The sequence below is a fragment of the Rhizobium sp. Root1203 genome, assembly GCF_001424945.1.
In the GTDB taxonomy this organism is placed as follows: domain Bacteria; phylum Pseudomonadota; class Alphaproteobacteria; order Rhizobiales; family Rhizobiaceae; genus Rhizobium.
Genome location: NZ_LMCW01000015.1, coordinates 37,126 through 59,161 on the forward strand (window position 1 = coordinate 37,126; position 22,036 = coordinate 59,161).

General features: G+C 58.0%; 20 protein-coding genes and 2 pseudogenes. 9 read left to right on the top strand and 13 right to left on the bottom strand.

Going from position 1 to position 22,036, the window contains the following annotated elements:
* Nucleotides 1-89 precede the first annotated feature (89 nt).
* The gene (locus ASC97_RS17455) at nt 90-1,343 is read right to left on the bottom strand and encodes a type II toxin-antitoxin system HipA family toxin (RefSeq protein ID WP_057469623.1); all 1,254 of its coding nucleotides are present in this window, start codon (nt 1,341-1,343) and stop codon (nt 90-92) included.
* Nucleotides 1,336-1,647 carry a helix-turn-helix domain-containing protein gene (locus ASC97_RS17460; RefSeq protein ID WP_057469624.1) on the bottom strand — a complete coding sequence of 104 codons (312 nt, stop codon included), beginning with the start codon at nt 1,645-1,647 and terminating at the stop codon, nt 1,336-1,338. Before ASC97_RS17460 ends, ASC97_RS17455 begins: the two co-directional genes overlap by 8 nt.
* A gap of 1,086 nt (nt 1,648-2,733) precedes the next feature.
* On the opposite strand from ASC97_RS17460, the gene ASC97_RS17465 reads away from it, so the two are divergent.
* A complete protein-coding gene (locus ASC97_RS17465) occupies nt 2,734-3,114 on the top strand; it encodes a hypothetical protein (RefSeq protein WP_057469625.1) in 381 nt (126 codons plus the stop codon).
* 1,281 nt (nt 3,115-4,395) lie between these two features.
* Nucleotides 4,396-5,214 carry a DUF72 domain-containing protein gene (locus ASC97_RS17470; protein WP_200959495.1) on the top strand — a complete coding sequence of 273 codons (819 nt, stop codon included), beginning with the start codon at nt 4,396-4,398 and terminating at the stop codon, nt 5,212-5,214.
* A 313-nt stretch (nt 5,215-5,527) separates the two neighbouring features.
* On the opposite strand, the gene ASC97_RS17475 is transcribed toward ASC97_RS17470, so the two are convergent.
* Nucleotides 5,528-6,157, bottom strand: coding sequence for a TetR family transcriptional regulator (locus tag ASC97_RS17475; protein ID WP_057469627.1), 630 nt, complete (start codon nt 6,155-6,157; stop codon nt 5,528-5,530).
* A gap of 85 nt (nt 6,158-6,242) precedes the next feature.
* On the opposite strand from ASC97_RS17475, the gene ASC97_RS17480 reads away from it, so the two are divergent.
* The 5 genes and pseudogenes from ASC97_RS17480 to ASC97_RS35380 form a co-directional block, all read left to right on the top strand.
* On the top strand, nt 6,243-6,899 hold the full coding sequence (locus ASC97_RS17480) for an O-methyltransferase (protein WP_057469628.1): 657 nt from the start codon (nt 6,243-6,245) through the stop codon (nt 6,897-6,899).
* A 40-nt stretch (nt 6,900-6,939) separates the two neighbouring features.
* The gene (locus tag ASC97_RS17485) at nt 6,940-7,806 is read left to right on the top strand and encodes an SDR family oxidoreductase (RefSeq protein ID WP_057469629.1); all 867 of its coding nucleotides are present in this window, start codon (nt 6,940-6,942) and stop codon (nt 7,804-7,806) included.
* A gap of 116 nt (nt 7,807-7,922) precedes the next feature.
* Nucleotides 7,923-9,134, top strand: a complete 1,212-nt coding sequence (locus ASC97_RS17490) for an arabinose transporter (RefSeq protein WP_057469630.1) — start codon at nt 7,923-7,925, stop codon at nt 9,132-9,134.
* Nucleotides 9,135-9,234: 100 nt separating this feature from the next.
* Nucleotides 9,235-9,510, top strand: a pseudogene (locus ASC97_RS17495) (SDR family NAD(P)-dependent oxidoreductase); the annotation flags it as partial.
* 14 nt (nt 9,511-9,524) lie between these two features.
* Nucleotides 9,525-9,665 (top strand): annotated as a pseudogene (locus ASC97_RS35380) (SDR family oxidoreductase); the annotation flags it as partial.
* Nucleotides 9,666-9,944: 279 nt separating this feature from the next.
* Here ASC97_RS35380 and ASC97_RS17500 read toward each other — a convergent pair.
* Nucleotides 9,945-10,718 (bottom strand): SDR family oxidoreductase, encoded by a 774-nt coding sequence (locus tag ASC97_RS17500; RefSeq protein WP_057469632.1) that lies wholly within the window; start codon nt 10,716-10,718, stop codon nt 9,945-9,947.
* 87 nt (nt 10,719-10,805) lie between these two features.
* Here ASC97_RS17500 and ASC97_RS17505 point away from each other — a divergent pair, with 87 nt between their 5' ends.
* Complete coding sequence (locus ASC97_RS17505) at nt 10,806-11,465, top strand: TetR/AcrR family transcriptional regulator (protein ID WP_057469633.1); 660 nt, start codon at nt 10,806-10,808, stop codon at nt 11,463-11,465.
* Between the two features lie 543 nt (nt 11,466-12,008).
* Here the strand turns inward: ASC97_RS17505 and ASC97_RS17510 are convergent.
* The 9 genes from ASC97_RS17510 to ASC97_RS17550 all read right to left on the bottom strand — a co-directional run bounded on the left by ASC97_RS17510 (nt 12,009) and on the right by ASC97_RS17550 (nt 20,733).
* Nucleotides 12,009-12,623 (bottom strand): dual specificity protein phosphatase family protein, encoded by a 615-nt coding sequence (locus ASC97_RS17510; RefSeq protein WP_057469634.1) that lies wholly within the window; start codon nt 12,621-12,623, stop codon nt 12,009-12,011.
* 93 nt (nt 12,624-12,716) lie between these two features.
* The gene (locus ASC97_RS17515; RefSeq protein WP_057469635.1) at nt 12,717-13,502 is read right to left on the bottom strand and encodes an HAD-IIB family hydrolase; all 786 of its coding nucleotides are present in this window, start codon (nt 13,500-13,502) and stop codon (nt 12,717-12,719) included.
* Nucleotides 13,499-14,284, bottom strand: a complete 786-nt coding sequence (locus tag ASC97_RS17520; protein ID WP_057469636.1) for a DeoR/GlpR family DNA-binding transcription regulator — start codon at nt 14,282-14,284, stop codon at nt 13,499-13,501. The genes ASC97_RS17515 and ASC97_RS17520 overlap by 4 nt, the downstream gene beginning before the upstream one ends.
* Before the next feature lie 10 nt (nt 14,285-14,294).
* On the bottom strand, nt 14,295-15,044 hold the full coding sequence (locus ASC97_RS17525; RefSeq protein WP_057469637.1) for a glycerophosphodiester phosphodiesterase family protein: 750 nt from the start codon (nt 15,042-15,044) through the stop codon (nt 14,295-14,297).
* Nucleotides 15,045-15,057: 13 nt separating this feature from the next.
* A complete protein-coding gene (locus ASC97_RS17530; protein WP_057469638.1) occupies nt 15,058-16,146 on the bottom strand; it encodes a sn-glycerol-3-phosphate import ATP-binding protein UgpC in 1,089 nt (362 codons plus the stop codon).
* A 2-nt stretch (nt 16,147-16,148) separates the two neighbouring features.
* The gene (ugpE, locus tag ASC97_RS17535; protein ID WP_057469639.1) at nt 16,149-16,997 is read right to left on the bottom strand and encodes a sn-glycerol-3-phosphate ABC transporter permease UgpE; all 849 of its coding nucleotides are present in this window, start codon (nt 16,995-16,997) and stop codon (nt 16,149-16,151) included.
* Nucleotides 16,998-17,008: 11 nt separating this feature from the next.
* The gene (ugpA, locus tag ASC97_RS17540) at nt 17,009-17,893 is read right to left on the bottom strand and encodes a sn-glycerol-3-phosphate ABC transporter permease UgpA (RefSeq protein ID WP_057469640.1); all 885 of its coding nucleotides are present in this window, start codon (nt 17,891-17,893) and stop codon (nt 17,009-17,011) included.
* Between the two features lie 65 nt (nt 17,894-17,958).
* Entirely contained in the window at nt 17,959-19,287 is a 1,329-nt protein-coding gene (ugpB, locus tag ASC97_RS17545; RefSeq protein WP_057469641.1) for a sn-glycerol-3-phosphate ABC transporter substrate-binding protein UgpB, read from the bottom strand.
* 693 nt (nt 19,288-19,980) lie between these two features.
* Nucleotides 19,981-20,733 (bottom strand): LysR family transcriptional regulator, encoded by a 753-nt coding sequence (locus ASC97_RS17550; protein ID WP_082530044.1) that lies wholly within the window; start codon nt 20,731-20,733, stop codon nt 19,981-19,983.
* Nucleotides 20,734-21,314: 581 nt separating this feature from the next.
* On the opposite strand from ASC97_RS17550, the gene ASC97_RS17555 reads away from it, so the two are divergent.
* Nucleotides 21,315-22,034: an IclR family transcriptional regulator gene (locus ASC97_RS17555; protein WP_057469642.1), complete on the top strand. Its 720-nt coding sequence runs from the start codon at nt 21,315-21,317 to the stop codon at nt 22,032-22,034.
* Nucleotides 22,035-22,036 lie beyond the last annotated feature (2 nt).

A 22,036-nucleotide genomic window follows, 5' to 3' on the forward strand; every position in this document is an offset into this window, starting at 1 on the left:
ATGCACGACCGGGCGAATATGGACCTAGGTGTGCGGTGGCCGGCCCAACGGCGGTATGGAGCCACGAGCTCATTCGGACAGACGACAAGCTAGTCCAGGCACGTGCTGAGGATTGGCATCATTAGCTTTACATGAGCATCGATTCGTTCAAGAACCTTTGCCGGAACCACCTCACGCTCCGGCAGTGACCACCAAAGCGCGTTGACGCGTTCAACGATATCAACCACCGCTTTGAGCACCGCCGCTTCCGGCAAACGTGCACGATTGGCGAAGACTTTCCACCGCTGAGCGTTCATCGCCTTGAAGGAACGCTCGCCGGCGAGCGACAGCGCCATGGCATCCGCCGGGATATAGGGAATCGTCGAGAGTACGTCGTAAACGGGCGCGAGTTGCGGTTTGTCGCCCGCCTCGCGATAGATCAATGACCAGTTCTTGAGATGCATGTCGCCATTGCCGGTGATGGCGGCCAAAGCCAGCCGGCGAACGAATTCCATCGGCGCCGCAGACGATACGGCGATGCCGAGAGCAGCGGCGATATCGTGATAGGCGGCACCTTCGTATTTGCGCGAGGGATAGATGCCAAACACCTGAGCGAAATCCTCGATATGAATTCGTTCGGCACCCGCGCCACGATCGAAGCGTTTGACGAGCAGGACTTTACCGTCCGATAGCGTCTTGAATTCCTCCGGGATCCCTTCGAATTCCGATTGCTCGACAAGCTCACGTTCCGGCACGTCCATGCCGATAGCTTCGGCCAAAGCTAGATTCGCATATTCGTTTTCCGAGACCCCGGGAAACGACGTCGACGGAAACTTGGCAACGTAAGACCCCTGCTCATCTCCCAGCGGCAGTGCCAGGCCGCCACCCTTGCCGGTGTTCTTGATAACGGAAAGCTTCATCTGCACGCCGGCGAGCGAAAAGCGGGCCTTTGGTTTGAGAGGTGACGGATCGTCGACGCGAGCAACCGTTCCGTCGCCTGGCACAACGCGGACGGCACCCGGCAGATCCGACCCGAGTGCAACCAGCAGATCAAAGTCGTTTCCGGCGCGAACAGCGCTAGCGTGGTGCTTTTCCATCGCCTCGCGCAGCTTGTCCTCGGGAAGAAGATTGGCAAAGAACGCCGGCAACGCTCTGGCAACAGGCTTGGGATCCTTCCGCAGGCCGCCGGTCGCTGCGCGGAAAGACAGGCTGAGCACTGGAAAGCCGCCCGTTGCGCGATAGCTATCCTCGAAGCTGAACGCGTTGAAGTGGCCGGGCGTTCTCACAATCGTGCCGACCTTCAGGTTATTTAGCAGCACTTCAAGTGACGAAATGGATCTTGGATGGAGAGGAACCTCAGCCATTTGCTTCACCGTCGGCGCTGACCACGAAAGCAGGAAGGTCTTCTTCAGCACCATCGGGCAGCAGCAGGGCATCAACCGCCGGGACCACAGCCTGCGGGATGAGCATCAGTTCGAGACCGAGCGCCCGCGAAATGTTGATCAAGGTCGTTGTGCGAGCAGCGGTGCTTCCAGCCTCGATCTCGCGATAGCGAGGACGTGATATGCCTGCCAAGTCGGCAACGTGCTCTTGAGTGAGCCCCAAGTTTTTACGCGCCGTCTTCAACAGTCGACCGATCGCCAGCAAAGCCTCTGACTCAGCCCTCATTTGATCTCTAAACCTATCATTGCGTCTTGGATGATACGTTTTCATATCCCGCTAATTCAAAAAAGTCAAGCTTATTGAGCTGCGAAAAGATCATTGAAGGAAGGATGGTCTGTTTACATATCTTATTTCAAGGGATTTATTCGGGGTACGGGAGCAAGCACGACTGCCAAATTATCTCTATTCCGATACATGCCTTGCCTGCCCACTATCCCGCTCGCCCTCGGCACTGGTGCCTCAGATAAATGGAATGAGCATGCCCAAACATGATCTTTCATCACCAATCCAGAATGGCCTATTCAACTGGAAAACGATCAGACAGGCCCTGCAGGACGATCGATGCATTGTGCCGTCCTCGCCCTGCCCAACAATCAATGTTCAAAATTATGAACACAAAGCGTCTTTATGGCCAAACAAATAAACAAAATTTGACTTTATCCATCCTCCGGTCCTGCGAAGGGAAGCCCGCCGCGGGGTGAAGGCGGGCTTCTAAGCATTACAGGAAAACGACCGTATTCGGCCTTGACCAAGAAAAACATGACAGGCCCTTGCTCGCACGACCTCTAATAGGCTTAAGCGAGCCAACCATTCGTTGAAAAAGACCCGGCAGTATTCCTCGTGTGGTCCGCCTGCCGGGCCTTTCCGCCGCAAGGGGTGGTACGGTCGTGGCCGTTGTGCCTGACCGGATGAAAGCGTCACTCGCCGGAAGGCACTAACCCTCAGTAAACATCTACGCCCAGAGCCTTGAGGCTGATCGAAACTAAAACACTAGCTGTCGCCAAGGACGACAGCGCGATCTTGACTAGGCGGCTCCTCCGGGTTCGTCTGCCGTTCCAATCATAAGTCATTCCATGCCCTCCTGTTCGCGGTTCATAGAGGGCGTCGGCGGACGATTTCAAGCTGTAGGGCACGAGCATTGCCTGGTATGTTTCAGCTGCCTCACCATCCCGGACGTCCGGTGGAGACTTCCCGCACGACTCAATAGGACAACCCAGCGCCTAGCGTCGCTTCCTAGGTGAACGCGGTGTTCACGCTGCGTTAACCGCGCAGGGTCCAAACCTCTCGCTAGGTAAAGCGAAGGAAATGAAAATGAATGTGATGAAAGCAGTTTGCACCGCTATGGTCGCCGTTTGCGTCGGGGCAACGACTTTGACGCCGGTCTCCGCGGCTCCAATGCCGGCTGTTCGTTCCGTGGCCGGTCAAAATGCTGATGTGGTTCAGGTCCGTGACGATCACCGTCGACCAAACTACTATGATGGGCGCGATCGGAACGATCGCTACTCCTATCGGGGACGCGACCACGACCGCTACTCCTACCGCGAACACGATCGCGACCGCCGCGGCTACTATCGTGGATATCGGGGCTACCATGATCGTCGCCCTGGGTACCGCCGGTATAATGACGGCCATTGGTATCCAGCTGCCGCTTTCGCATTGGGCGCTATCATCGGTGGCTCCATCAACAGGTAGGCCACAGGCTCGTCGATTGGCGATTAGATTTACGATGGCTCCCTCGCGGGGGCCATTTTTCATTCCCTCAATCTGGAGCCTATCAATGCTCGTCCATAGCTGGCGCGCAGTCCCGCCTGGCCGGTGCGTCTCTTGGCGCGCGCCTTCCTCTGGAGACCTCGCCACTGGCAAGCCCCGAAGAAGGGTAGCGCGATAGCTGCTGCCGCAATCGCCGTCGTCAGCACGTTTGAAGGGCTGCGCTTGTTCGCTGACAAGATCCGATCGGCATTCCCACGGTCTGCTTCTGGGGGAGTTCGAAACAAGCACGCGCTGTGCCTGAGGCAACCAGGACGAGATCAATGTCGGCCTACGTTGCCTCCCTGTCGTTCTTCTACAACAGGGGAACGGAGCAAGCTGAACGCCGGAGAGATCGTCGGCGCCTGCAACGAGCTCCCGAAGAGGATAAGGCCGCTGGCAGCCGCCTTCCGGGCCTCACCCCCAAGGGCGGATGGCGCGTTGCGCCTGTCTACCAATTTAGCCGAGATCAATAGACCCAGTGGCAGCCTCTCGGCGTGGCCCTCATCTCGCTGAGCTTCCAGGCGCGCCTTAAGCAGGCGCTCGCTCTTTTCCCTTTTTGCCCTCTCTGAAACCGCAATGATTTCTTTTGCGATCCTGCGGGTTTCCTCGAACCTTTTTTCCCGCCGTGGCTTTGTCGATTCTTTCCCGTTCTCGCCTCATCGATCCCACCATTCGTTCCAGAAAAAAGGCCGCCGGGGGCAGCGGGACATATGGAAAGGCCGCGTCGGTGGCAGTACGACGCGATCTGCCGCAAAAACGTGGTCTCGAAACGTTGGTTCCGACAAAAAAACACTGCCAAACTTCCGTACGATATCGGACAAAAGCGTGATGGATGACGGCGGCACTTTCGCTTCGGGGAGTAAGCGGATAGCGCCGGCTAAACAAGGGAGCTAGTGCGGGGGCCCGATGTCGCATCTCAGGCCTTGTTGGTGGAACTCGGCTCGCCCGCGGCCTTGCCGCTCGACCTGGGAGGCCGGCAGCCCAAGACAATCCTGCTCCCGACGGCCCCAAGCTAGTGGGCTTTAAGCTATACTTCCACCAAGCGCTGACGTGAAGGAACTGCCGACGGGCTGAATGGTTATGCAGTACATCCTCGTCGTCAGAACTTCTTGCTACCATGCGCTTTGAGGGGAAGGTACATTGGAGGAAATCGAGAGTCGGAGATTGCGACGAGCAGAACGTCGCGAGAAGCAGCGGCAGTCAAACCTTTTGCGCGCCGAGAAAATGCATCAACTCCGGATCTCCAGTCAGTCCGATAGTTCAGCGCCTCGAGAGGATCGCGGCGCAACGGTTCATATTGGTTGTTCCGGGTGGTATTACTGGCATTGGCAGGGAGCGTTCTACCCTGCGGACGTGCCCCGACAGCAGTGGTTTTCCGTCTACCAAGGCGAATTTGATACGGTGGAGTTGAACGCTCCGTTCTACTCCTGGCCAACAGTTGCGGCAGTCAAAACATGGGTGCGCCAATCCAGGTCGGACTTCATCTACACCGTCAAGGTGTGTGAACTCATTACCCACATCAGGCGCTTCGATGGCACAGAGAGCCTCATTCGGGACTTCGGCTACATTGCGGATTTGCTGGGCAATCAAATGGGCTGTTTTCTGTTTCAACTTCCTCCGAGCGTACGTTACAGCCCAGAGTCACTTCGAACTATTCTGTGCCAAATGGATCCAAACCGACGAAACGTCGTGGAATTCCGCCATAAAAGCTGGTGGAACGATAATACGTTTGCGCAATTCCAGGCGGCGGGAGTGATATTCTGTTCATGCAGCGGGCCGAGACTGCCAGACGAGTTGGTGAAGACGGCCGACGAGATTTATCTTCGCTTTCATGGAACCACTCAATGGTATCGACACGACTACACGGAAGCGGAGCTTCTTGTGTGGGCTGATCGAGTTAAACAGAGTGGTGCAAAAGCTGTCTGGGCCTACTTCAACAATGACCGGGACGGGAATGCTGTCAGAAATGCCAAAACGTTCGCGCGGTTGCTGGGGGCGCACCAAGGCCTTGACGACCACGTGTCTACCGATGGACTTTCGTAAGGCTGATCGCTTGGTGGCGCATAAACCCAAGGCGGCGCCAACTTGCAGTCGGCACAAGTTTCCGCTTTGCCTGCCCGAACATACGCATACCTTGCTCGGCAAGGTAACGGGCGACATTTCTTATCGAAGATCCCACAGAGCTGAGTGCGGCGGGCTTGTTGACGCCACGGATACGTGACGCCCACAGAGACGCCCATTATGCCCGTAATCTCCACCGTCTGCACGCAAAGAAAGCGGGTTACCCGCTACAATTGACGAAATCCTGCTCGTACGGCGCAAGGTTCAGTTTGGTCCGACGGAGGCGTCCTACTTGTCAGACCCCTATAAGTGTATCGACGTAGGAACAGAGCATGTCCGCCATCGCTGCGGCGTAGACATCGATTTCCTCGTCGGTCCGCGGGGTCTCTGAGAATTCCTTACCGACGGCGGTCAGTGTCGTGATGATCAGTTCGCCGGCAATATCCCGCACTCCGTCGGGTATACCGGTAAGCAAAATCAGAATGAAACTGTCGAAGACCCGGTCTCCCTCCGCGCGCATCTCGCGCGCCTCCGGGGCGTCGCGGTAGAGCGGCGCCGCATCGGCAAGCGCCCGACGGACAGGAGCCTCCTCGCATTCGGAGCGAACGAAGACATGCACCAGGCGCCGCAGCCGGTCCTTCGGCGGCGCGGTGCCGGTGAGTATTTCACTGAGCATCTCAGTCGAGCCACGCCATTCGTCGCTTTGCAGCCGGAAGAGGATCGAGGCCTTGTTCGGGAAATACTGATAGAGCGAACCGATACTGACCCCAGCCTTTTCCGCAACCCGCGCCGTGGTGAAACGCTGTGCGCCTTCCTCCACCAAAACATGAACAGCCGCCGTCAGAATCGCCGAAACGAGCTCGTTCGAACGGCTCTGCTTCGGCTGTTTTCGCGTGGAAATCCGGGGCTTTACACGTTCCGCCATCGAGTCCTCCAGCAATGCGATTAGAAAATGCGACGAATTAATCGTATTTCTATGTCCAACGCAATATCATCTTTTGGAGCCACCGATGTCCACCCTCACGACAACCACTCTCGGACCGCTGCTTGACCGGCTGTTCGCTGAGGCCCATGCGGCCACGAGCCCGGCGATCAAATCGTTCACGACGGAGGAGCGCATCGCCCTCACCGCCAGCAAGACCGAGTACCTCGACCTCTATGGTCGGCTGAAAGACCTCTGGCTGCCCGTCTCTCGCGAGACAGGTGAGCTGCTTTATATGCTGGTCCGCGCTACCGGCGCTCGCACGGTTGTCGAGTTCGGCACCTCGTTTGGAATATCGAGCCTCTATCTTGCCGCGGGGTTGCGCGACAACGGCGGCGGGCGGTTGATCTCCAGTGAATTCGAACCCGGCAAGATCGTGCGGGCACAGCAAAACCTTGAAGAAGCCGGCCTGGCCGATCTGGTCAAGATCCGCGCTGGCGATGCCATGAAGACGCTGGCCAGCGATCTGCCCGAAACGGTCGACTTGCTTTTGTTGGACGGTGCCAAGGCGCTCTACGCCGACATCTTCGACCTCGTCGAACCGCGGCTGCGAACGGGAGCGTTGATCCTCGCCGACGATGCGAAAATGTGCCCCGAATATCTGGTGCACATCCGAGCCGCGAAAGACCGCTACCTCTCCCTTCCCTTCCCCGGGGATATCGAGCTTTCGATGAAGCTCAGCTGACACGCGCTCAACCGCGCATATCCAATTCAAGGAGAAAGAAATGCATGTATTTGTGACAGGCGCCACTGGTTGGGTCGGCTCTGCCGTGGTCGACGACCTTTTGGCAGCAGGCCACACGGTTACTGGCCTTGCCCGAAACGGCGACAAGGCAGAAGCACTGGCGCAAACGGGCACCGACGTGGTGATCGGCACGCTCGATGACCACGACGCCCTGAAGGCCGCGGCCCAAGCGGCTGATGCCGTGGTCCACACCGCTTTCCATCACGACTTCTCGCGCTTCCTGGAAAGTGCCGCGCAGGACCAGCGCGCGATCGAAGCCATGGGGGCAGTGCTCGAAGGCACAGACAAGCCGATCATCGTCACGACCGGCCTTTCCGGCCTGCCGCGCGGTGCAAGCGAAGACGACAGGCCGAACCCCACGGCACCGCGGCGCTCGGAGGCGGCTGCTCGAACCCTGATCGAGCGCGGCGTGCGAGCCGGGATCGTGCGGCTTGCGCCATCAGTCTACGGCATCGGCGACTACGGCTTCGTCCCCATGGTTGCGGGCTTTGCGCGCCGCACCGGCGTTTCGGCATGGATCGGCGATGGCCGCAACTGCTGGTCCGGTGTCCATCGTCTCGACGCGGCGCGGATCTATAGGCTGGCGTTGGAACAGGGCCTACCCGACACGGTCTATCATGCAGTCGCCGACGAACCCGTCCCCTTCCGGCAGATCGCCGAAGTCGTCGCGAGGCAGCTCGGTCTGCCAGCCGCCTCGCGTCCAGCCGAACATTTCGGCGGTTTCGCAAGCATGGTCGGCGCCGACATGGCGGCTTCGTCGGCAAGGACGCGGGCCCTTCTCGGTTGGACGCCGACAGGGCCCGGCCTTCTCACGGATATCGACCAGCCCGGCTATTATCCCAGCTGACCCCGCCCAACATCATTTCAACGTAAGCGTTCACGTCAGGCAACGCATATCAGACACCTTTCGGGCCAGCGATGCAAAACCCGCGCGACCGAAAAGCCTATGCCTGGAGTATTCCCATGTCTTCCTCATCCGATCACATCTCGGGCCGCGACCCCACACAGGCGCGCCTGCTGCTGCTGGCGTCGGTCCTATTCATTTCCTATCTCTGTGTCGCAATTCCCCTGCCCGTCATCCCGGTTTACGCAACCGGACATCTGGGCCTCGGAAACGGCTGGGCCGGCCTTGCGGTCGGCATCGCGTTTCTCTCGACCATCCTCACGCGCGGCCATGCCGGCGCCCTGTCGGACCGACTCGGTGCCAAAGTCGCAACGACCCGAGGCCTTGTCTTCTATGCGATGGGGGCGCTATTTTCACTCTTTGCCGGATTTTCCTTCCTGTCATCTGGACTTGCCCTGACCGTTCTTATGGTCGGCCGTCTGCTGGTCGGTTACGGGGAAAGCCTTGTCGGCGTCGGCGTGATCGCCTGGGGCATCGGCATCGTCGGGCCTGATCGGTCCGGCCGTGTCATCGCCCTGATCGGCGCGGCAATCTACGGTGCTCTTGCCGTCGGCGGCCCGCTTGGCCTAGTCATGCTCGACCATATCGGTTTTGCCGGCGCCATGGCGGCAAGCCTGGTGCTGCCCTGCCTCGGGCTTGTCGCCATCGGCTCGATGCCGGGTGTCGCGCCGCATCCAGAGGTACGGCGCAGTTCGTTCCTGCGCGTCATGCGCCGCATATGGATGCACGGAATGATCGTCTTCCTGCAGGGCATCGGCTTCGCTGGCATCGGCGCCTTCTTTGCGCTCTATTTTCTTGATCGAGGCTGGGTTTATGCCGGGCTCGGGCTGACCGCTTTCGGTGCGGGCTTCGTCTTCGTGCGGCTGTCTGCCGGACACCTTCCCGATCGGATGGGAGGATTTAGGGTAGCGATTGCCTCGCTTGCCATCGAGGCTGTTGGGCAGTTCATCATCTGGAGCGCGCCGAGCCCGACGGTAGCACTGGTCGGAGCCTTCCTAAGCGGTCTTGGTTGCTCCCTGATCTATCCTGCCATGGGGCGGGAAGTCGTAAAACTGGTCGACCCGCATTTGCGCGGAACGGCAGTCGGCGGCTTTGGCGCGTTCCAGGACCTCGCCTACGGACTGACAGGGCCGATTGCCGGCCTGCTCGCCGACCGGGCGGGATACGGCAGCGTCTTCCTAATCGGAGGTGTTGCGGCCAGCGTCGGTTTCCTGATCACGCTCGGCCTGCAAAGGCGACGTTTGTACGGCGACCGGACTAGCCAACAGTAATCCGACACACGCCAGAGAGGATCGGGACGTTCCGCTCGATGGAAGTCCACCCTACCAAACACACGCTTGGACTATGCAATCGCAACGAAAGGTAACGGCCATGAAAATCACGGGCAACACGGTTCTCATCGTCGGCGCAACGAGCGGCATCGGCAAGGAATTGGCAAGATCTCTCCACGCTCTCGGCAATCGCGTGATTGTCGCCAGCCGGAGGCGGGAACTCGTCGACCAGATGATTGCCGACCATCCCGGAATGTCGGGCATTCCGGTCAACGTCAACGATCCGGTTTCCCTGGCGAATTTCACCTTCGAGGTGCGCAATCGGTTCCCGGAGGTGAACGTCCTGTTCGCCAATGCGGGCATCTGCCGCTCCGAGGACATGACGTCAGAGGACGGGAAAGCTCGATCATTCAACGTGCGGCGAGCGTCGAGGGAATCGCCAACCTTGTCACATACCTAGCATCGCCGTTGGCATCCGCAACGACCGGCGCGTCGATGCGTGTGGACGGAGGGCTGATCGACACCCTGTGACACGCTCTACCGACGGGCCACTGCACGGTCTTTTTCAGATGTCGTATTCGCAATGCGCTGTTGTGGTTGAAGCGAGGCCAGCCATACAGATGCGAGGGATAACCCCGCCAACTTGGCGCAAGCGCACTGCCGGGTAGATGAAAATAGGACCGCGATCAGCGAGCGCGGCCCTATCTATCGGACTGACGGGGAACCGGACCTCAACCGGCACCTTGTCAAATATACGCCCTATGCCGCTTGGTATGACGGGCCGCAAACATAGCGGAGTCTTGGGATCGATCAGATCCGGGCGCCACCCGTCGCATCAATCATCTGGCCGGTCGTCCAACGCGCATCGTTCGATGCGAGGAAAGCGATGACGTCAGCGACGTCCTCCGCACGACCGACACGTGAAAAGACCGAGAGAGCTTCGGCACCAGCGCGCGCGTCTGGCGATGCCAGCCACTTGGCATTCATATCCGTCTCCGTCACACCCGGCAGCACGGCATTGACCGTGATCCCGCGAGCCGCAAATTCGGGCGCCAGCGCCAGTGTCAATGTCTCCAGCGCCCCCTTGGAGGCCGCATAGGCTGGATGCGTCGGTGCCGCGATACGCGTAAACCCGGTCGAGACATTGATGACCCGGCCGTTGTCGCGAATGTGGTCGGCAACTGCCTGGATCAGGAAGAACGGCGCCTTGTAGTTGATCGTCATCAGCTCGTCGAACGCAGCCTCGCTCGTCTGCTTCAATGGCAGTGCCGGCGCGATGCCGGCATTGTTCACCAGAATATCGAGAGCGGACGCGCCCGTTTCGGTACGCGCAGTTTCGCTGAACTGCGCCCAGAGGCTGTCGGCCGCGTCCTTGCCGTGTCTGAGATCGGCTTTCACAGCGACAGCCTTGACGCCGAGCGCCTCAATGTCGCGTACCGTGGCATTGGCCGCATCCGCATTGGCGGTGTAGTGCACGCCAATCAGCGCAGCACCCTCCTTTGCAAATGCAAGGGCGGCCGCCCGGCCGATACCACGCGAACTTCCGGTGATGAGGGCTATCTTGTCTGCGAGTCTTCGGGACATGGTCACTCCGTTGCTAAATTAAATAGTGGTCCCTATAATAAGATTCGAAAACACACTGTCAACAATTTAATAGGGATCCCTATTTTAATGGAAGAGACGACCCGCAAACGAGGCAGACCGCGCGTGCTCGATCGCGACGTCGGGCTCGACATAGCGGCACGCCTGTTCTGGGAGCGAGGCTACGAAGGGACGTCGACCGCCGACCTCACCAAGGCCATGGGTATCAATCCGCCGACGCTCTATTCGACCTTCGGCTCGAAGGAAGAATTGTACCGTCAGGCCCTCGACTTCAGCATTGCCCGTGAAAACAGCCGCCGTTCGGAAATCCTGCAATCCAATCTTCCGCTCTACGAAGCGCTGAGCCTCTACCTTTATGATATTGCTGACGGCGACACCCAGCCGGACAAGCCGCCAGGTTGCATGGTCTCGACGGCCGCCCTGCAGCATGCGGAAGAAAATACGTCTGTTGCGCGCATGACGGCAGCCTTGCGCGAAGCGTCGATCCAAACCCTCAAAGCACGCTTCGACCGCGCCGTTGGGGAAGGCGAATTGCCGACGGCAACTGACACCGATACGCTCGCGCGCTTCTATGGTGCGATTATTCAGGGCATGTCCGCCCAGGCTTGTGACGGCGCCTGCAATGCTCTGCTGAAGCGCCTGATCGACATCGCACTCACGGCCTGGCCTGGAAAGCGTCAGACCTCCACCGGGAATTCGGACAAAAGACACCTTGACCAATCATTCTGACCGTAAAGATCGCAGAACTCTATATTGAGCAATTCGATCGCGACCGTGGGGCAATTGCCGCGAGAGAATTTTCGCGCGTCCTGCCCGGTCCGCAACTTCATCAGTGAACGCGCATAGCTGTCGTGAGGGATTTCACTGCGCATAACTGCTGACTGAAGAGCGCTCTTGAAGTGACACGAACTAGATAGTTCGAATATACGGAAGTTATTTCCGCTTAAAAACAAGGCCTCGGCAGCTTATCGCCTTGAAGGGATGTGAACCTTCAATCCATGCAGTTGCTCGTTACTCATGAGGCCTAAGTCTTTGTATCTACAGCAGTGAGCTCAGCATCCTCTCATTCGGCCTTCCCACTCCTGCGGTGTCAGTGTCTTGATATCGAACTGCCCGCGCGCGCGTGCATTGACAAACACCAGATGTGAAAGGTTTTGGGCCGCTGGCTCGTTCCCCGCCGTGCTTGAAGCGCTGGGAGAGCGTGGACATCACATGTTGCTCTCAGTCCTATGGCGAAGCAAAGAAATGCCGCCGTGAGTCACGGTAGAAGGGTTAGGCACCCTCCCCTGTCTTTCCACCTTCAACCATATCTATCCAATGGGAAGCGCGCTTGGCTGCATCATAGAGAACGGGTTTGGGCGTTTCGAACCACTCATCCGACCGAAGTTCGCGTTTCTCGCGAATATGTTGGATTGCCTCGTCGAGCGTTGGGAAGCAATGAGGCTGTTGTTTATGCAGGAACAGGGCAGCCAGCGCAACCGATCGGCTCCGCCCAGCGCGGCAATTGATGAGAACGTTGCCGCCATCGTTGAACGGATAGCTTCCGCGCTTGGGGAGCCGTTGGTTGAGCGCGCCAAGAAGGATGTAGTAGGCCCCAAGCATCATCGTTTCGGGATTGCCACTATCATCGACGAGGCCGAGCTTGTAGTATCGAATCTCCGCGCAACCTATGGCACATAGCGCTCCATGTTCCGGTGCTATCGGGTCACTGACAACATTAATGTCGAGATTGACGGCGCAATTGATGACGATCGAAATCCCATAAGTCCGCAACAGGGCAAGGTCTCTTGCGCCGTCCAACCCGCCGATAAAAAGTGCGGAATTGTGAGGGGAAATGCCCTCTGCGATCAAGCTGATCGGCGCGCGGGTGTAGAACGGGCTCTCCATTTCAGGCCTTCCGACAAAGCAAAACTACGAACTTTCGGTTCGTCCTTTGTCTGTTTGTTTGAATCGTCGACGAGGAGACCATTGGCAGTACTTTCAGGCTTTCGCATCAAGCAGTGTTTTGGCCACCTCAACAAATCCCAGTCCCGCCGGCTGTCCCGAGATCCATCTTGGTTTGTGAGGGAGCTGCGCCAGCACCGGTTCGATGTTTCGCACTCCAAACGAGTTACGGATAAAGCCGAACATCGACGCGTCGTTGCGCGAGTCTCCAACAAAAGCCGTTACCAGAGGCGTCGCCTGCGGATCGATCTTGAACATCTGCGAGACTAGGCGTTCGCTCATGGCGCGTTTGTCGTAGTCGCCAACCCATGTATTGATGTGGATGGAGCTGATGGCTACTGTCGCGCCAATTGTTCTTAGCTTTGCGGCAAGGCCATCGATCTCCTCACCGCGACGACCGCCGATATCGATGGCAACATCAGCCAGTCGAAATGCCTGATCGTGTGCAATCCGGAACGATCGGTATTTGGTGTCGATCAATTGACGAACAGCCTGCAGGTGTCGACATTGACGCTCAACCTGCAGCGCTTCATTCTCCCAGAAGTCGAACAACACCTCGCCGTTCCGGCGAGATACGGAAAATGCTCCACTTTCGCCGATCACAGCCGCCACGGGCCACGCACGCACGATATGTTCACACCAACCTGCTGAGCCTCCGGTCACAGGAACGATCGCGATCCCTGCGCGGCTCAGATCCCACAGCGACTGATAGGTTTGCGGCAGGAGTTGGCCATCGGTCGTCAGCGTATCGTCGATATCGGTGAAAAGGTAGCGCACGTCCCGCAGTTCCGAGACCGAGGGCGAATTTCCTATGAACATCATTTATTATCCTCCCCGCACAAAACGACCTCCATTGCGCTGTTCTCAAGCGCAGAGGTGATCGCGGAGTCCTCTGGTAAGCGATCGGTGTAGAATCGGGTCAGCTTGTTGAATGCAGCAACACGAACCGAGGCATTCCTTGTCCACTTGCTTGAATCCGCGACCAAAAAACAAGCACGGGAATTCTCGATCAAGGCATTCGTAATCTGGGCCTCGCTGTAGCTGAAGTCCATCACCCCGTTAGCCGCGCTGAGTGCGCCGGCACCGACGATTGCGTGTGTCGCGTAGAATTTCTCGAAGAACCTGATGACATCGGCCCCCACCACGTCTCGGTCATCATGGCGCAACAACCCTCCCGTGAGATGGACCTCTATCGCGGGAGCATCGCACAGGATCAGGGCCACATGAATGTTATTGGTAATAACGGTGAGCCCCTGGTGTTCGCGGAAGGCTTCGGCAACGAACTGAACGCTGCTTCCAATTCCAAGGAACACCGTCGCGTCAGGCCCAATATCACCAGCGACGCGTCGTGCCATAAGCCGCTTGGCGTTGCTGTTCAGTTGGGCACGGGCGTTCACGGAGATGTTCCGGCCTTCGACAGGCACGCCCACACCTCCATGGAAGCGTCGGGCATAGCCGAGATCGCACAGCGCGTTGATATCGCGCCGGATGGTCTGGGTCGTCAGGTCATAGCGGTGCGCAAGGTCCTCAATCGACTGTGTCCCTTCCGTTTCGATCAATGCGAGGATATCGCGTTGCCTGCTCGATATCATTCCTTGCCCCATAGCTTGCCGGTCAGTTGAGAAAGACACCTGGGTCGTCGGTGATCACGCCCGTTAAGCCTGCGTCCCAGTAAGCGGCAAGGCGCTGAGGCTCGTTGCATGTCCAGGCGCGCACTTTGATGCCAAGGCGGCGCGCCTCGTTTAGAAACTCAATACTCAACGCCGTGTAGTCCAGATGTATGGTCGTTGATGGAATGGAGGCCAGAACATCGACCCAATCGTCAGGAATTTGGCTCCAAAGCATCCCAAGGTCGTAGCTGGGATCCAGTTTGTGCATTGCCTTCAGTGCGGCGGCGTCGAAACTTGAAATAATGATCTTCATCTGGGCAGGGCGCGCTTGCAGATGACTATGCACGGTCTCGGTCAATTGCTCCAGGGACTTGTGATGGGCATGCTGCTTGATCTCGACGTTGGCGTTAAGGCCCAATTCGCCAAGACTTTCAATGGCTTTCGCAAGCGTCGGCAACGGCTCGCCTTTGAACGTGGGATCAAACCAGGAGCCGGCGTCGATAGACGCAAGATCTGCTATGGTCATGTCACCGAGCATTCCCTTGGACGACGAGCAACGATCGACGCTGACGTCGTGGATGACCACAGCTGTTCCATCGGCCAGTAATGCGACATCAAGCTCCACCCAACCAGCACCTTGTGCTGCCGCTGCCCTGAATGCAGCAACCGTGTTTTCGGGAGCGGCGGCCGACGCCCCTCGGTGGGCTTGGACCTCGTCGCGCGAGGGGCCGGGTTTCCGTTGCGAAATTGTCATTGAGATTCTCTTATCAAGACGTGGGGGTAATGCGTGATTGCGCGGCGGAGGCTTCGTTATCCGTGCGCTTGCCGGTCTGGCGATTGAACGGATGCATGGATTGCATGCGGGCATAGATCGAGATGTCGGCTCCCTCAGCAAGCTCCGGCCTACCGGGGACACTCAGGATGACTATCTGCCCGCTATCGCCGAGCCGGACATGCACGTGGCTCTCGCCCCCGATCGGCTCCACCAGCTCGATGGTCGCATCAAGACGGATTGAAGACTCAGCAGGTTTCGCTAAGAGAAGGTCGTCGGGCCTTACGCCGATGATATCCGTCCCATGAGGAAGTGCAAGAACAGCAGCGCCCTCTGAACGGGTGATGAGCTCACAGGCAATGAGGTTCATAGGCGGCGAGCCAATGAAGCCCGCAACGAACAGGCTGGCCGGTCGATCGTAGACTTCGATTGGCGTTCCGACCTGCTCGACCAGTCCACCGTTCATCACCACCAGGCGATCGGCGAGTGTCATCGCTTCAAGCTGATCGTGGGTGACGTAGATGCTGGTTGTCTTCAGCCGTCGCTGCAGGCGGCGTATCTCCACGCGCATTTGCACGCGCAGTTTTGCGTCGAGGTTCGAGAGCGGTTCGTCAAACAGGAAGGCGGCTGGTTCACGAACGATCGCCCGGCCCATTGCAACCCGCTGACGCTGGCCGCCGGACAATTCACGAGGCTTGCGATCCAGCATGGGAGCGATTTCGAGAATTTCGGCGGCCTCGGCAACACGTCGGTCAATTTCAGCACGGGGGGTGCGGCGGTTCTTGAGCCCGTACTCGAGGTTTCCGCGCACGGTCATGTGGGGATAAAGGGCATAGTTCTGGAACACCATGGCGATGTCGCGCTCCGCAGGCTCGGCGTCGTTGACATTGCGCCCGGCAATTTCCACGACGCCGTCACTGGTTGTCTCGAGACCGGCGATCATGCGCAGCAACGTCGATTTTCCGCAGCCCGATGGCCCGACCAACACGATGAGTTCGCCATCGGCCACCTGCAGATTGATCCCTTTGACGGCAGGAACGGAGCCGTAGTTTTTCTTGAGGTCAACGATGTTGATCGTGGCCATTGCTATTTCTCCGTTTCGACAAGGCCTTTGACGAAAAGGCGTTGCATTGCGACGATGACGAGGACCGGCGGAAGCGCTGCAAGTATCACCGCGGCCATAACGAGGTTCCAGCGCGGTTCGGCATCCGCCACAGCTTTCATCCGCTGGATGCCCATCACGACGGTGTAGTGGCTCTGGTCCGTGGTGACGATCAGGGGCCAGAGATACTGATTCCAGCCAAGCACGAAGAGAATGATAAAGAGCGCCGCGATATTGGTCATCGATAGGGGCAGCAGGATATCGCGAAAGAACTTGATAGGGCCGGCACCGTCCACACGAGCGGCCTCCATCAGTTCTTCCGGAACGGTGAGGAAGAACTGTCGGAAGAGAAAGGTGGCCGTCGCAGAGGCAATCAAGGGGATGATGAGCCCGCCGTAGTTATTGAGGAGGCCGAGGTCGGAAACGACCTTGAACGTCGGTACGATGCGTACTTCTACGGGCAGCATAAGCGTGATGAAGATCAGCCAGAAGGCGAGCGTACGGAAGGGAAAGCGGAAATAAACGATCGCGAAAGCCGATAGGATCGAGATCGCGATCTTCCCGACGGCGACGCCAATCGCCATGATAAGCGAATTCAACATCATCGGACCGATCGGCGGCGCTCCCGCGTTGGTCATGCCGGTCGACAGCATCGTCGAGTAGTTCTGAACAAGGTAGGGGCCGGGTGTCAGTGGCACGACACCCGATAGAAAGTCATTCGGGCCATGTGTCGAGGCAATAAGGGCTACGTAAACCGGGAAGACCACGATCGCCACGCCCAGGATCAGGATCAGGTGCGCAACGAGGTTTAGAAAGGGGCGATTTTCAACCATTCACATGTTCCTCAATACTGCACGCGTCGCTCGACGAAGCGGAACTGAACGGCAGTCAACGCGACAACGATGATCATCAAGATGACCGACTGAGCGGCCGAAGAGCCAAGGTTGAGACCGATGAAGCCGTCGAAGTAGACCTTGTAGACGAGGATCTCGGTAGCCCGTGCCGGACCTCCTTGCGTCGTGGCATGGATAATCCCGAAGGTGTCGAACATGGCGTATACGATATTGATCACCATCAGGTAGAACGTGGTCGGCGAGATCAGCGGAAAGACGATCGTCCAGAACCTCTTGATCGGTCCGGCGCCATCAATGGCACCGGCTTCTTCCAGCGAGCGCGGAACCGACTGCAATCCGGCCAGAAAGAACAGGAAGTTGTAGGAAATCTGTTTCCACGTGGCTGCGATGACGATCAAAGCCATCGCGTCGTTCGGATTGATCAGGTGGTTCCAGTTGATCCCCAGGGCGCGTAACATGTAGGCCACAATACCGATCGACGGATTGAACATGAACCACCACAAGATGCCGGCGATCGCCGGCGCAACCGCGTAGGGCCACACCAGCAACGTGGAATAGAAGCGGGAGCCACGCAGGACACGCGTAGCGGCAACCGCAAGCAGCAAAGATATGGAAATCGACAGCGCAGTGACCAAGACAGCAAATACGACCGTGTGACCGAAGGCATTGATGTAAATCGGGTCGGCAAACAGGCGGCGATAATTGTTGAACCAGACGAAGGTGGTTTTGAAGCCAAAGGCGTCCTGGCGCAGGAACGATTGCCAGAAGGCGGTTCCGGCCGGCCACAGGAAAAATACGATCGTGACCAGCATCTGGGGCGCGATCAGCACGTAGGGCAGAATCTTGTTCGGAAAGACGGTTCGCTTGGTCTGCATTGTCCCCTCACGCAAAAACGACGGCGGAATGGAAGCCGGCGGGAACCGGCTTCCATTCTCCAGGACTATTGATTGGCAGACTGGAAGTCGCGCAACTGCTCGTTGCCACGGGCAACCGCGGAGTCGAGCGCTTCCTTCGCGGTCTTCTTGCCCCCGAGCAGCGCAGCAGCCTCGTCATCGATGATGCCGCGGACCTGCACATAATTGCCGAAACGAATTCCCTTGGAGTTTTCGCTCGGCGCAACCCGCGTCAGCTGCTTGATACCGATATCGGCGCCAGGGTTTTTTTCGTAGTAGCCCTGGCTCTGGCCAAGCTTGTAGGCTTCTTCGGTGATCGGCAGGTATCCGGAGAACTGATGCCAGTCGGCCTGAACGTCAGCCTTTTGCAGGTAGGTGTAGAACTTCGCCACCCCCTTGTATTCGTCCGCCGGACGCCCCTGCAAAGTCCACAGTGTCGCGCCGCCGATGATCGAGTTCATGGGTTGCTGGATCACGTCGTCGTAATAGGGTAGCGGAGCAAATCCAACCTTGAAGTCCTTGGCGTTGTTGACGACGCCAGCCCGAGCGGCCGAGGAATTCATGTACATCGCGCATTCCTGCGAATAGAACATGGGAGGTGCGTTGTCGCCGCCGCCCGGGCCGCCATACTTGAACAACCCTTCATCCTGCCATTTCTTCAGGTTGTCCCAATGGCGGATCGTCAGATCGTTGTTGAAGGTGAACTCGGCATCGAGGCCGCCGAAGCCGTTCGCCTTCGTCGAGTAAGGCTTGTCGTGTAGTGCGTTTAGGTTTTCGGTCTGGATCCAGGATATCCAAGCGCTGGTGAAGCCGCACTTGGCGGCCCCCGACTGGACGATCTTGCGCGAGAAGGATTCAATGTCGGCCCAGGTTTTCGGAGGTGTTTCGGGATCGAGACCTGCCTTTTTGAAAACATCCTTGTTGTAGTAAAGGATCGGCGTTGAGGAATTGAACGGCAGCGACAAGACGTTGCCGCTGGTGTCAGAATAATAACCGGTGACGGGCGTGATGAACTTGCTTTGATCCCAGGCTTCGCCTTGATCCTTCATCAGCTGATAGATCGGATAGACTGCGCCTTGCGCCGCCATCATCGTGCCTGTGCCGACCTCGTAAACCTGAACGATGGCGGGTTGCTGGTTGGCGCGAAAAGCGGCGATGGCGCCGGTAAGTGTCTCATCATAGGTGCCCTTGAAGACGGGCGCGATTTCATAGTCAGATTGGGACGCGTTGAAGTCCTTGGCAAGTTGCTCAAGCTTGGCGCCGTTCTCGCCTCCCATCGCGTGCCACCATTGGATCTTGGTGGCTGCCATTGCTGCCGGAGATGCCAGCATCACTGCTGCCAAGCTTGCGGACAGGAACATAGCTGTCGTTTTCATGTGCTCTCCCTTTTTGTCTCGGAGCCTCCCGCTCCCAAACCCACCCGACCGTATCAGGCAAATTTCATTCTGCAAACGTAAAATATTCATATGAATATTCCGAATGAGGAAGACAAATGGAGCAGGCCAGATTTTCGTGGTATATTCTATTGTTTTAATTCGCTTATATCTGCCGTCCGACATCATGCCTTACGATTGCGATGAGGCCCGACGTCGGCCGAGATCGCAATAAACGTTCATCATGACATTCATATGAACATTCGGACCTTTCGCAGTTTATTGATCGACCAAGCGACGGGTGTCTGGTGATCGTGTGCCACGCATGGCCGATCCAACGCGCTACATCACAACCGAAATAGCGTTGGCATGGTGGAGCGGGCGTTAATGCCACCGCCAAGCTTCCGCGTCGACGGGCAGAGGAAGCCAGCAAGTGCCTTATCGATGCTTGGCCCAGCGTACACCGAATGACGATCGCAATTCCAAGGTGAAGAAGCTGGAAGCTCGCGTGCGCGAGCTTGTGCGCATCCTCGGACGCAAGAGAGAGATAGGTTCAACAGGTCGTTTACGTGTGCGATGCAGGTGAAAGGTCTGCGGCATCATCCTGTTATTCCGGATAAAGTTTGTAACGACTTTTACGCTTGTTCCTGAAAGCGGGTGTGACGTCGTAGATCCTTCGATTGATGGGTTCATTCTTCACGATGGGACACGAGCAACAGCTCCCGACACGTGACCCTTGATCGTCAGATGGTAGCGCTCATGGGCAATCGAGCAGAACCGGAGGCACCCGATGTTTTCCACCGGACGGATGAAGCCGAGATTGATCTGGCCGCTCTCGAGGCTGCGGATGATGTCACCGGTGTTGCCGGAGGAGATATGGATGCGGACATCGGGAAACTTGCGGGCGATCTTTGCCAGGAACAACGACAGGTTCTGCCTGTTGAAGGCGATGATCTTCTGGTCGCGCAGATCATCGATGGTGATCTCCTCGCGGCTCGCCAGCGGATTGGAATGGGCCACCGCCAGATGGTAGCGTTCATGGGCAATCGAGCAGAACCTCAGGCAGCCGATGTTTTCCACCGGACGGATGAAGCCGAGATTGATCTGGCCGCTCTCGAGGCTGCGGATGATGTCACCGGTGTTGCCGGAGGAGATATGGATGCGGACATCGGGAAACTTGCGGGCGATCTTTGCCAGGAACGTCGGCAGCATACCCATGGTGGCGGGATAGACCGTGCCGATCCTAATCTGGCGGATGCGACTGCCGCCAGCCGCCCGGGTCAGCTCGGTGGTCAGATCGACGTCGCTCAGGATCCTGACGCACCGCTCGTAGAAGGTCTCCCCTGCCCTTGTCAGTTCGACCTTCCGGGTCGAGCGGATGAACAACGCACAACCGAGCTCCTTCTCCAGAGAGATCACATGGTTGCTTTCCATTGCCCCAGATTTCATTGCGCCAATGGCGATTGAGACGGTGCTCCGCAGTGTGGAACGAGTGCCCGCGAGTTCGGAGAGCTTGATGGTCACCGCAATTGCGATCTCAGGCGGGAGAACCTTCGCCTTCGCCGTGTTCTGCGCCTCGGCGAGCATTTCGGCGTTCGGGTTCGCCGACCGTGGCGGCATCGTTTGCGAACCAGCCCGTCAGCCTGCGGATTGATCACCGGCGAGTGTTCGTTGCAGCCGATGGGAGTGTCTTCTGAAACATTCGTGGATCATTGAGGGCAGCCGACAGGCCCAGACCCACGTCTGCACAGACGGACCGGACAGATGGCGCATAGCGAAAATCCGCCGTCTCACTGCTACCGACCGCACCTATGCGCAAGAAAGTCGCGCATCTACAGCGCTGCGGGACTGACACTTTCCCACGTGATTTCAGAAACTTGAACCTGATCGGTGAAAGTTCGCGCCGACAAGGCGAAAAATTTCGCACGGAACCAATTTCGGCTAATTGACATAAGTCAAAGTTGAGTCCAACATAAACATACAACGTCTTCTAATATTGGACAATACTAAAGAAGAAGATTGGATAAAAAATGGCAGTGCGACCGCTTACCTCGGTGTTAAAGACCCTGACTGCTTTCGATTGCGTCGCCCAGGCGTCGGAGCCGATGCGGCTTGCGGATATTGCCCGTCAACTGGACGAAGCTCGTGGCGCCGCTCACCAGCGTCTGGTCACATTGGTAGAAGCCGGTTGGCTGGAGCAGACACAGGACGGGCGCTACCGCCTGAGCCTGCGCGTCGTCAGCCACGCGGCCATGGCGCTTGAGCAGTCCAATCTCGGCGCACGCTTTGCCGGCGTGCTGGAAGAAATGGTCACCCAGAGCGGCGAGACGGCTTCGCTCGCCATTCTCGACGGCAAGGATGCGGTCATTGTTCGTCGCGTTGAATCGCGCGGTGTGCTTCGGGCGGATCTCAAAGTCGGCGCGCATCTCAGGCTCGATCGCACTGCCTTCGGCCGCGTGCTGGTCTCCCATGCCCGCCCGGAAATCGTCGAACGCCTGAAGGCACAGGGCGTCAGCCTGCCGGATGACGATGTCATCGCTCAGGTTCACGAGCGGGGTTATGCCATTTCCGAGGTTGAGGGGCCGCGCACCGTATCGGCTGTCGCGGCGCCCCTTCTGGATGCACAGGGCCAGTGCATCGGCGCGCTTGCGCTCTCCGGCCCCTTCCAAGGTTTTGACACTGAAAAATGCGCAGGGATCGTCGTTGCCGCAGCGGCAGCCAGTTCCGGTCGCATGCGAGGAGAACAATAAGC